The sequence below is a fragment of the Streptomyces puniciscabiei genome (assembly GCF_006715785.1).
In the GTDB taxonomy this organism is placed as follows: Bacteria; Actinomycetota; Actinomycetes; order Streptomycetales; family Streptomycetaceae; genus Streptomyces; species Streptomyces puniciscabiei.
In genome coordinates, this window is the sequence record NZ_VFNX01000002.1 from 1,035,082 (window position 1) to 1,046,365 (window position 11,284).

General features: G+C 71.8%; 9 protein-coding genes and 1 pseudogene. 6 read left to right on the plus strand and 4 right to left on the minus strand.

What is annotated here, in order from left to right:
- Positions 1-247 precede the first annotated feature (247 nt).
- Positions 248-391, plus strand: a complete 144-nt coding sequence (locus FB563_RS35710) for an ATP-binding protein (protein WP_234358101.1) — start codon at positions 248-250, stop codon at positions 389-391.
- A gap of 731 nt (positions 392-1,122) precedes the next feature.
- Here FB563_RS35710 and FB563_RS35720 read toward each other — a convergent pair.
- Positions 1,123-2,067, minus strand: a complete 945-nt coding sequence (locus FB563_RS35720) for a hypothetical protein (RefSeq protein WP_055710530.1) — start codon at positions 2,065-2,067, stop codon at positions 1,123-1,125.
- Between the two features lie 253 nt (positions 2,068-2,320).
- On the opposite strand from FB563_RS35720, the gene FB563_RS35725 reads away from it, so the two are divergent.
- Positions 2,321-2,959 carry a papain-like cysteine protease family protein gene (locus tag FB563_RS35725; RefSeq protein ID WP_142219165.1) on the plus strand — a complete coding sequence of 213 codons (639 nt, stop codon included), beginning with the start codon at positions 2,321-2,323 and terminating at the stop codon, positions 2,957-2,959.
- Positions 2,960-2,963: 4 nt separating this feature from the next.
- Entirely contained in the window at positions 2,964-3,872 is a 909-nt protein-coding gene (locus tag FB563_RS35730; RefSeq protein WP_063797069.1) for a hypothetical protein, read from the plus strand.
- Between the two features lie 161 nt (positions 3,873-4,033).
- On the opposite strand, the gene FB563_RS35735 is transcribed toward FB563_RS35730, so the two are convergent.
- Positions 4,034-4,645 (minus strand): TetR/AcrR family transcriptional regulator, encoded by a 612-nt coding sequence (locus FB563_RS35735; RefSeq protein WP_055705818.1) that lies wholly within the window; start codon positions 4,643-4,645, stop codon positions 4,034-4,036.
- Between the two features lie 47 nt (positions 4,646-4,692).
- Here FB563_RS35735 and FB563_RS35740 point away from each other — a divergent pair, with 47 nt between their 5' ends.
- Entirely contained in the window at positions 4,693-5,619 is a 927-nt protein-coding gene (locus FB563_RS35740) for a DUF2867 domain-containing protein (RefSeq protein ID WP_055705817.1), read from the plus strand.
- Positions 5,620-5,865: 246 nt separating this feature from the next.
- Positions 5,866-8,028, plus strand: a complete 2,163-nt coding sequence (locus FB563_RS35745; protein ID WP_055705816.1) for an ATP-binding SpoIIE family protein phosphatase — start codon at positions 5,866-5,868, stop codon at positions 8,026-8,028.
- A gap of 168 nt (positions 8,029-8,196) precedes the next feature.
- On the opposite strand, the gene FB563_RS35750 is transcribed toward FB563_RS35745, so the two are convergent.
- Entirely contained in the window at positions 8,197-9,381 is a 1,185-nt protein-coding gene (locus tag FB563_RS35750; protein WP_055705815.1) for a beta-ketoacyl-[acyl-carrier-protein] synthase family protein, read from the minus strand.
- A gap of 364 nt (positions 9,382-9,745) precedes the next feature.
- Complete coding sequence (locus FB563_RS35755; RefSeq protein WP_055705814.1) at positions 9,746-10,930, minus strand: MFS transporter; 1,185 nt, start codon at positions 10,928-10,930, stop codon at positions 9,746-9,748.
- Positions 10,931-10,997: 67 nt separating this feature from the next.
- Between FB563_RS35755 and FB563_RS35760 the strand changes: the two are divergent.
- Positions 10,998-11,278: pseudogene (locus FB563_RS35760) on the plus strand (transcriptional regulator); the annotation flags it as partial.
- Between the last annotated feature and the right edge of the window lie 6 nt (positions 11,279-11,284).

Sequence of the window (11,284 nt, forward strand, 5' to 3'; positions counted from 1 at the left end):
GCACGCCTGACGAACAGGGACCGCTGTGGCCTTCAGCGTCAGGGCTCTCGCGCGAGCCACTCCTGACCGCCCAGCGCGGGAACGCGCGACCTGATGTCGAACACCGCTCCTGACCTGCCGAACCTCCCGCGGAAGGCAGGCGTGGACAGCATGTTCGCGGCTGCCGAGCCGCTTCAGCGACCGACCTGCTCATCTGCGAGGTCGCCGACGGCAGCAGCACCGCACCCCACATGCATGCGGCGGGCCCGTGTCCTCGACGAGGGAGGAGGCGGCCCGCTCCGGCCTGCTCCTGGTCGCCCAGCTCAGCCGGCGACGGCGCACCCGGCACAGCCCGGCCGGCAAGACCATCTGGTGCGAGCAGGCGCTGCCCACGACGGGACGATGGCGGTGACGGCCCCTGTTCGTTGCTTGGGTTCGCGGTGCGTAGGCGTGGCAAGGCCTCCGCACCGCGGTCAGGCTCGTGCGGAGGCGCCGAGGGGGAAAAACCAGTCCCCGGTAGTGCTGCGCGTGTCCTGAAGCCTCAGTCGTCACTGTTGCCTCGGTGTCGCACCGGCTTGCCGGGGGCCTGAACCACATCCTGTCCAAGTCACTCCGTCGACTAGACGTCCTGATCGACTTTGTGGCTTTTTCGGTGTTGTGGTCTACTCATCACTTTCCGCATGAAATGCACCAAGTCAATAGGTTCTGGGTAAATTTTTTAGTGTCCAATGGGCGGGTGCGCGGATTTCCACGATCACGCAGCCCCCACCGCGGCGGCGCTGACCGTCCCCCGCCTGTCGGTGGCGGTCTGCGCCCGCTCGCTCGCCGCGTCGACCGGCTCATCGCCGCCAGGCTTGCGGAGCGGAAGGCCAACCCCGCCAACCGTCGTGAGACTCTGCTGCAGTTGATCAAGGCGGGCCGCCGTACCGTCGAGGCACAGAGCTGCATCCGCTCGGCTGGATCGCGGAAGGAGCCGTGGCGCACGACGTGTGACTTCCGACGTGTGACTTCCTTCCTGCGGGCACGCATCTCTGGGCACCCTTTCTCGAGCCGTGACATTTTGCGTGATGCAAAGTGATCGTGTGTGTGGACGTACCCGTCCGTGGCGCGCAGAACGCTGGAGCGGCGGGCGTAACGCGATGCTCAGTCCCACTCCCATGCGATGCCGAGGAGACCCGGCCGTATCTGCTGCTCCAGCAGGTGGACCGAGCCATGGGCGTTCAGTGTCAGATCGGCGACCGCCTCGTAGGGGGCGGTCGCCGAGGGACGGGCGAAGCGGCGGCAGTGGACGGGAAGGGCGGCGCGGTCGAAGCCGACCTGGAGGACATACTGGCCGCCGCCGTAGGTGAAGCCGCGAACGTACTCATGGCAGGACTCGCCGGTTCCGTCCTCGAAGCGGTACCCGAGGACTGCGGTCTCCCCGGCCCTCAACCGCCCGTCGAAGAGCAGCTCGACGACGATCACCCCCGAAGGGCCGTGGCGCCGGATCCGCCCGACCCGGCAATTGCCGAGACCGCGTACCCGCACCCGTTCCGTGTCGCAGCCCGGGTCGCCGTGGTGGATGGCGAGGTAGCGGTCGACGCCATCACGGTGGGCGCGTACGACATGGTGCGAGTCGCGGGCGGCGAGCTCTCGATGGGCACCGATGTGCACGTGCTCGTAGTGGATCAGGGTGTGCAGGCCGCCGTCCGCCGGAGCCTCCAGACTCGCCAGCAGCGATTCCACCGCGGCCGCGGGTTCGAGGAGGGTGCGATACGGGCGGGCCTGGGGATGGTCACTGGTGGCTCGTGGCCCTATCAGGCGGGTGAGGGCGTGTGGGGGAAGTTCCAGGATCTCCTCGAGCGCGGTGACGGCACGAAGCGACTCGGACCGCTCGGGCCGCCGCACACCGCGCTGCCAGTAGCTGAGGCTGGTCACACCGACACGTATGCCGCGCTGGGCGAGCCGGTGCTGCACGCGATGCAGAGCCAGCCCACGTGCGGCAAGCGCGGCCCGGAGCGCGACCGAGAACGGGCCGGTGCGCAGGGCTTCGGCGAGTTCCGCATCGGAGCGCGCAGTGGCACGGCGATCGGTCCTGTGTGCTGCCATGTGGCCCCCGCCCTCCCCCCACCCCCCTCTCATCGTTCAACCGTGAACGTTCACTTCCCCGTCCTGGAACGGGGCGTTACTCGCCCTGCCACCTGCCGGTACCTGCTGTGGCGTTCACAACCGTACGGGCCAAGTTCACTTTGCCGCCAGCCCTGTGGATAACTTCATTGACCGGGACCCGACAGGAGATCGATGCTGCTGTCGCAGCGTCCGGACGCGCTCCTCCACCCCCACCCTGACTGGGAGGAACGCCATGTCCAGTACCACCCGGGGCCGTAGACGGCCGGCGTCAGCGATCCTCGCGGCCGCTGCCGTCCTGACGGCCGCCCTCGTGCCGACCGCCACTGCTCACGCCGCTGCCCGTTCCGCTCCGCAGGCGGCTCCTCGGGCCGCCGCTCACCCCGCCGTTGCCACCGCCAAGCGCCTCAACATCACCATGCAGGCGCAGCAGAACAGCAACTGGTGCTGGGCGGCGAGCGGCAACACCATCGCGTCGTGGTTCGGGCGTGACTACACCCAGAATCAGTTCTGCGACGCCGCTTTCAACCGGCCCCAGGGCAGTACCTGCGGCAACTGGCAGGCGGCGCTGGACGACGTGCAGAACGCCCTCGCCTGGATGGGCATCAATCCCGGTACGTACGTGAGCGGTTATCTGCGCTACAGCACCGTGCAGAACGAGATCAACGCCGACCGCCCCGTCGAGACACGGATCGAGTGGAGCTCCGGAGGCGGGCACATGCATGTGCTGTACGGCTACGACGCCTCCGGCAACCAGGTGTACTGGGGCGACCCGTGGCCCTCCAACTACCGCTACAACTGGGCGGATTACGACTACTACGTGAGCAACAACTCGTTCACGTGGACGCACTCGCTCTACCGGATCGGAGCGTGACCCCATGACCTCGATCCGCACGGCACCGACCCCGCCGTCACGGAGGCACCGCGCACCGAACCGGCACGCGGCCGCCGACCGCAAGCCGGTCCGCAAGCCGGTCCGTAAGAGCGCGGCGGTCACGCTGATCGCCGCCGCGGCGGCCATCGGCGCTCTGGCCCCCGCCACCGCCCACGCGGCGGCCATCGGCGGCTTCCCCGCGCCCTTCACCGCCGCCGACACCGCTCAAGCGCGTGAGGCGGCGTCAACCCCGGCGACCCTCCTGACCCTCTCGCGCTTCTTCGCCCGCGACGGCGCGATCGCGCAGGATGCCACCCGGCCGCACCTGGTCGGGCCATCGGTGACCGTCTACCTCCTCGACCCGGGGTTCGTCGCCGGACGCCCGGGCGCCCCTGCCGCCGATCCGCAGTTCGTCGCGAGCAAGGCGGTCTCCGCGAACGGCCGGGTCGCCTCGGTGTGGACCGCACGGACGGCGAAGGGGTGGAAGGTCGTGAACATCGCCACCGGCGGTGACGAGACCGACTACGTAAGCAAGGCGCACGGCCTCGGAACCGTCTTCCGGGAACCGCAGATCGATGCCTGGTACGTGGTGCGTGACGGCCGTGTCCTACCGCTCGACCCCGACGCGCGGCGCGCCGTGGGGAAGGGCGGCGTGTCCCTGGCCGCCTACCAGCGTCTGGTACACGCGAAATACGGCAACAAGCTCCCGGGGTCCGCCTACGACCGGGCAGGCGAGGGCGGCGGTTACGGCGGTACGGCCGAGGCGCCGCACGCCTTCTCCGCACCCGCGACGACCGCTGGGGCGGCCGTCACCGCGGGCGTCGCCGCCGCGGCCGTCGCCACCTTGCTCGGAGCCCGCTTCAGAGCTCGCTTCGGCGTCCGCCGCATGCGGCGCTCGCGCCACGTCGGCTGAGCGGCTTGCCGAGCCCCGCTGCCCCTGTGCCCCAGGCCCACCCTGTCTGGGGCACAGGGCTGTCCGCCCCCACGGCCCCCTCCGCATCGGACCGTTCATGACGACGTATCACCGACCGTGATCCACCAACCGTGATCATTGGGCGATCGGCGCCCCAGACGCTAGGCCTGCGCCGCGGCCGTCATCAGCGTGTCGAGCACCGAGTCCAGATAGTGCCTGCCGTCCTCGCCGGCCGGCAGCGTCCTGGGCACCGCGTGGGTCAGCTGCGTGTGCCCGAGGTATGCGGTGTAGGCCAGCAGGGCGCGCTGGCGCGCCTGGTCCGGGGGGAAGCCCAACTGGGCGAACAGCTGCGCCAGGTAGCCCACGCGGCGCTCCGTCACCCGGCGCAGCACGGCGGCGACCCGCGGGTGTCCGGCCGCGGCCGGCAGGGCGACCTCCAGCGGGTTGTGGGCGGCGTGTTCGGTGGCCTCGGAGAAGAGCCTGCGCAGCCGTTTCGCCGGATTCGGCTCGGACGCCAGGCCGGCGATGACCGCCTCGGTGGACTTGTCCTCCCAGCGGTCCAGCGCGGCCTCGATCAGCGCCTCACGGTTGGCGAAGTGCCAGTAGAAGCTGCCCTTGGTGGTGCCCAGCCGGGCGGCGAGCGGCTCGATGGCGACCGCCGAAAGACCGCCCTCGCCCAGGGCCGCCAGGGCCGCGTCCGCCCAGTCCTGCGCTGTCAGCCGTTTGCGCCCGCCTTCGCGGGGGTCCTCGTCACGCCGTTGCACCATGACCATACGCTACCGTATGGTCCCCTCCATACGGCAGCGTACGGAGGGGCGTCATGTACAGGTTCCGCACGATCCGCAATGTCCACGAGCGCACCATCGAGGCCCCCGCCCAGGCCGTCGGGGCCCTGCTCGACCGCCTGTCCTCCCCACAGGACCCGATCTGGCCGGCCCCGGCCTGGCCCCCGATGCGCTTCGACCGGCCACTGGGCGTCGGCGCGGACGGCGGCCACGGCTTCGTCCGCTACCGCGTCACCGCCCACGAGCCCGGCCGCCGCATTCGCTTCGACTTCAACCCGCCCGTGAGCGGCCACCACGAGTTCGTCATCGAACCACTGGGCCCGGAACGCTGCATCGCGCGGCACACCCTTCAACTGCAACGCCGCGGCCCGATGGCACTGCGCTGGGCTCTGGCGGTGCGCTGGATGCACGACACGGTGGTCGAGGAGGTCTTCGACAACGCCGCACGGGCCGCCACCGGCACGGCGATCCGCCCCGCACGCTGGTCACCGTGGGTCCGATGGCTCCACCGGGTCACCTGGCCGAGGGCCACTGCCGGCGCCCTCCCCGAGGGCGCACGTCTGGCCCGCGCCGCCTTCGAGCGGACCCACTACAGCGACGCATGGCGGATGCCGCTGCGTCCCGGGATGCCGCGGGACCCCGAGGCCTGGCGGGGTGTCCTGCGCGGAGCCGCCTTCCTGGTGGTGGGCCGCGAGGGCGGCGAGGTGCTGCTGGGTGAGGACGCCGGCCACCTCGACTTCCGCGCCTCGATCCACCTCGACGACGGTCAGGTCACGCTCAGCACGCTCGTGCGGATCCACAACTGGCGCGGCAGGTTGTACTGGGCCGTGGTCCAGCGCGTCCACCCCTTCATGGCCCGCGGCATGCTCCGCCGCATCCACCGACGACTCGCCCTGACAGCTCCCAGCGCCGCCGAGCGCGCCCAGCCGGCACCCGTCTCCGCCGCCCGGCGAGGAAGGTGAGCCGGGCTCCGGGAAGACCACCCGCCGCGCCCGCCGGTCCTGTCCATGTGAAAGCGCCATGTACGCGGCCACCGGCCCGCTCCCCTCGGCGTTCCCTCACTGTCCGCGTTCACCGCGCGGTCCGCTGGTGTGGGCGAAGCGACCCCCGGTGTTATTCAATGAGGTGTGCGATCAGGGACCTCGGGGCCCGTCGCACGGGTCCGAGTACGGCCCCGGTGCTGCGCCGGGGATTGCTGAGAGAGCCGCATGGACTCCACACCCTCGCCCTCGTCCTCTTCGGCGTTCGAACTGGTCAGCAGCGCCCTGGGGCGCTACATTCCGCGCGCCGGAGCGGCACCGGCCGCCGGTTCCGACGACACGCAGGGCGAGCGCACCACCCCCCGGGCCGCACCCGACGACCCGGCAGCCGACCGCCAGGATCAGATCCTCGGCGCGGTCAATCTGGACACCGATCTGATCATCACCCGCTGTAATCTGGACGCCCCCGTGTTCGCGGGTCTGAACGCCGCGCCCGGGAGTCCCTTCGTCGATCTCCTGCCGCCCGGGGACGTACCGACGGTCACCCGGCGGTTGCGACAGGTCCTGGAGACCGGTGAGGCGCACGTCGCCCGGATCCAGCGGCTGCGGCGCGGCGACGGGTCGGAGCTGGTGGTCTCGATGAGCATCCTGCCCGCCGCGGTGCCTCAGGAGGGCCTGACCGTGTCGGTGATCGCCATGGCCAGGAGGCTGCACCTGTACGCCGCCGAGACCGCGATCGGCACCTCCCTGGACATCGGCGAGACCGCGCAGTCGCTGGCGCAGTCACTGCTGGCGTGGGGAGACGTCGCCGCCGTCGACCTCGACTTCGCCGTGTGGACGGGCGAGGGAGTCACCGGCAAGGCGCAGGGGCGCATCCGGCTGCGGCGGGCTGCCCTGGTGCCGGACCGTGCGTGGCCCGAGGGCTACGTGACGCCGGGCGACGATCTACCCAGCGACGCGAGTCGCCTGCTGACACAGGCGGTGCTGCGGGACGACGCCCCGCAGGCGATCGTCATACCCGACCGGGAGGCGGTCGAGCGGGTGCTGGGCAACCCGCGCGTGAGGCGCGCCCTGGTGCCCGGCGACCGGTCGGCGGGTGTGGCGTGCATACCGCTGGTCCTGGACGGCCCGCCGCCCGTCGTGCTGGGCGTGGCGGAGGTCTGGCGGCGGGCGGACTGCCCCTTCCGCGACAGCGAGCTGTTCGACCTGCAGGAACTCGTTGCCAGGACCGCCCATCACGTCGACCTGGCCCGTCTGCACCAGCGCGAGCACACGCAGGTGCTGGCCTTGCAGCGCCGGCTGCTGCCGCGGACCGGCGGCGACACCATCGAGATCGCCAGCGTCTACCAGCCCGCCACGCCCGACAGCGCCGGCGTCGGCGGCGACTGGGTGAACAGCTTTCCGCTGCCGGACGGCCGTACCGCGCTGGTGGTCGGTGACGTCGTCGGGCACGGCCTGGGAGCCGCGGCGACCATGGGCCAGCTGAGCATGGAGGCGCGCGCGCTCCTGTCCGCGGGGCTCGCGCCCGACGAGGTACTGGAGCACCTGGACGAGACCGTGACGCTGCTGGACGACGCGGAGTCCGGGCTGACGGCCGGCTACAGCGCCCTGGGGTCGACCTGCTGCATCGCCCTCTACGACCCGGTCAGTCACCGTGTGACGCTGTCCAGCGCCGGCCACCTCCCCCCGATCCTGGTCTCCCCGGACGGGCACGCGGGTCCGCTCGTGATCCGGCCCCACCCGGGCCTGGGCGCCGAGTTCGCGCTGCGGGAGCCGTTCGACGTGCACACGTTCGACGCACCCCCGGGCTCCCTGCTCGCCCTGTACACCGACGGGCTGGTCGAGGATCCCGCCGTGTCGATCGACGAGGGCATCGGCAGGCTGGCGGACGCCCTGTCCAGGGTGCACCCCTGGGACGCCCTGCAGCAGGCCGCACGGCACGTCGTCTCCGCGCTGGTACCCGCGCGCCAGCGCGACGACGTGACCCTGCTGCTCGCGCGGATGATCGGCTACCGCAAGGGGGACACCGCGGCCTGGCGGCTGCCCGCCCGCTACGACGCCCCGGCGCGCGCCCGCGCGTACGTCTGCGCGCTGCTGCGGCAATGGAGCACCAGGGACGACACCCGGGACAATGTGCTGCTGCTGATCAGCGAACTGGTCACGAACGCGGTGCGCTTCGCCACCGGTCCCATCACGGTACGGCTGATCAGGGCCGGTCACGGCGTGCTGTGCGAGGTGGGCGACACCGGCAGCGGCAGGCCACGTCTGAGGCCGGTCGGCCTCCTCGACGACGGCGGTCGTGGCCTGCATGTCGTGCACAGGCTCACCACCCGGTGGGGGGTGCGGTGGACGGACACCGGGAAGGTGGTCTGGGCGGAAGTCGCGAGGTGACACGGCTGCCGGCCGGGGGCGCGGCCGGCGTGCGGGAGCGCGGCGAGGATACGGGCGCACCCGTCACCCGGCGCCCCCGACGCTACGGACAGTGCCCTCGGCGCTACCGGTGGCGCGACCGGTGGTGCGGACGGTCCCGGTGCCGGCAGGGGTGGCGCGGGCTCGCGGCTACAGCCACTCCCCTTCCAGGGCGGTGGCGGTGAGGCCCGGTGCCGCCGCGTACAGGACGGCGCGACTGCCCGGCTTCTGCCCGGCGTCGTACGCCCGCCGCATGATGTCGAAGACGGCGGCGCCTCCGCGGTTGCCGGTGGTGTAGCTGTCCCGGCTGTAGTCCAGCAGCCCCGACGGCCAGGCGTCGGGCATCGTCTGCTCCATGTACTCCAGCACCCGGGTCCCGCCGGGGTGCGCCAGCAGCACGTCGGGGTGCCAGGAGCCGGGGTCGTCCTGGTAGCGGACGTGCAGCCACTCCCACATCGCGGCGACCGTCTCCTGTACGGCGCGCGGCCCGCGCCGGTCCATCACGAAGTGGGTGCCGTCCGCCCGCGTCTCCAGGCGGTGCAGGTCCTGGGTGCCGGGCAGGGTGTGGTGCCAGGCGGCGTCCAGCCGCAGCACCGACTCGCGCCGCGGGCGGCCCGTGACCACCATGGCGACCGCGGTGTCGGCGAACAGCAACCGGACGATCAGGGACTCGAGGGTGTCGTCCGCGGGCTGGTAGGTCGTGCTCAGCGCCTCCGCGATCACGACCAGGACCACCCGGTCGGGGTCGGCGGCCACGAGATCCGCGGCCAGGGCCAGGGAGCGGGTCCCCGCGATACAGGCCCACTGGGTGGCCGGCTGCAGTATCACGTCGTTGCGGAGCTGAAGCCTGTTGGCCAGGGCGATGTCCAGACCCGGCAGCGCCGGGGTGGTGGAGTTGCTGGTGATCAGGCAGTCGACGTCTGCCGTGTCCAGCCCGGCGATCTGCAGGGCTCCCCGCGCCGCACGCTCGCCGTAGGACTGCACGGCCTCCCAGGCCGGCGCGGTGCGCTCCTGAACGGTCTGCGGCGTGGGTATCGCCTCGAGCGCGGCGATCACGCGGTCCACGTCCTGCTCGGTGAAACCGTCGCGCACCAGCGCCTCTTGGGCCCGCCCGGTGCCGACGGCCCGCAGGCCACCACCGTTGCCCGGCGCCACGGCGGCCTCCAGCGGCAGCATCCACCCGCGGGTCTCGATGCCGGTGCCGGCCGCGATGCCGTCGATCCGCGGCTCCCACGCCGCGTGCGGATGCCGGTCGCGCACCTCCGCCACGATCTGGCTGGTCTGCACGGCGTGCTCGCCGTGTATCACGGCAGGAGGACAGAGGTAAGCGGACATGAGGGGGCACCTTTCCGGGGGGGAACAAGCGGTAATGTCACGAGTGCTGTGGCATGGGTCACTTTGGAGCGTTTAGCCCAAGAACTTGCCGATGCACTCCACTTCGGTAGCCGGTATCCGTTTTGAGCATGGATGCTAAATGGACATTTCCGCTGTGATGCAGACAACTTAGGCGGCCTCTGAAGTGCGTGACACGGCACACACCGGTGAAACGGGGGCCCAGAGTGCTTCTGCGGGCCCTACCTGACTTACCGTCAGCCAGGTGCTGCCGGCCGGTTTCAGCGAGGCCCCCGACACGTGTCCCACGTGCCCCTCACCCGGTACCTGGCTGGTCCGTGGCGGCGGGTCCGGGCCGGCCGCCCAGTCACGTGTCGGGGAGGGCGGATTGCCGTTCCCCGGGCCTGCCCAGCGCCGCGAGGGTCAGGGTCACGGTGACCGAAGCGGCGGCCATCAGCGTCATCGCCGAGGCCGGCGAGGTCAGTTGGGCCAGCGTGCCCGCGAGGGCGGCACCGGCTCCCTGCAGGGCGGCCATGCCGGTGGCGTGCAGGCCGAGGGCCTGGCCGGTGAGGTCGTCGGGGGTGAGAGCCATCAGGCGTTCCTGCAGGACCAGGCTCGCGGCGAAGCCGACGGAGGCGACGGTGACGGCCACGGCCGACAGCGCCACTCCCGGCCGCAGGACGAAGAACAGGTAGGGAACCGCCAGCAGCAGGCGCAGCGGGGTCGCGAGACGGGGGCGCACCGCGGCCGGTACCAGGCGGCCCACGGCCAGGTCGCCCGCGAACATGCCCAGCGCCCCGCACGCGTACAGCGTGCCGGCGGCCTTGGGGGCGTAGGAGACGTAGAGCGAATCGCTGCCGACGATCAGACCGTTGGGGATCCACAGGCCCAGGTACGTCAGTCGTCGGGGGCGCGCGGACCACAGGAGGGCGTTGGTGCGCCAGGTCGCCGCGAGGGACGGCCGGCCGGAGGAGCGCGGCGGGCGGACGGCAAGGCCGAGGCGGGTGACGAGCGCCGACATCACGTACAGCGCTGCCGCGAGGAGCAGGCAGGTGCGCGGGGACAGCAGCGCCAGCAGTGCGCCGCCCGTCGCGAAGCCGGCCACCTGGACCAGGCCCCAGAGCATGTTGAACACCGAACGGCCCAGGACGTAGCCGTCGTTGGGAACGATCTCGTTCAGCAGTCCCCCGCGCACTCCCCCGCCCAGCGACGCGACCAGGCCCTGCGCCAGGACGACGGCGAAGACCGCCCGGACCGGCAGGCCGGGCAGCGCCAGCACCACCGTTGCGGCCGCGAAGGCGAGGGCGAGGCCGGACAGGATCGCGCGCGGCGGCAGCCGGTCGGCGGCCGAGAGCAGCAACGCGGCGCCCAGCAACTGCGCCAGCTGCGGGCCGAACATGCTCACCGCCGACAGCAGCGGGGAGCCGGTGGCCCGGAAGACCAGCGTGCCCAGGGCCAGGCCGCCGATCGTCTGGGCCGCCGCGAAGGCGGCGAAGGAGAACAGGAACGAGGCGAACTCCGGGGTGCGGAACAGAGAGCGGTAGCTGCGCATGCGTCGAAGTCTCGGAACAGCGCGGGGTCGTGTTCACTGTTTCGGCGACAGGCGAAAGGTCGTAGGCATGGGCCTGTGGCAGATCGACACCGACACCCTCGCCCGCAGCCGGTTCGTGCTCTCGCCGTTCGCCGAGACCTTCGCGAGCCTGAAACTGCTGCACTCGGGAACCGGCGCACATCCGGGCGAGGAGGCCTGGCTGCGCGCGCACCTGCCCGGGTGCGGGCGGCCGGGGCCGGGGAGGCACGGGCCGACCTCCGCGTGTCGCTCCGGGGCCCGCTCCCCGCCACCCTGGAGGGGGACGACCTGCCCGGACGGGCGACCGCGCTCCTGGCCTACGTCTGGCAGTAGACC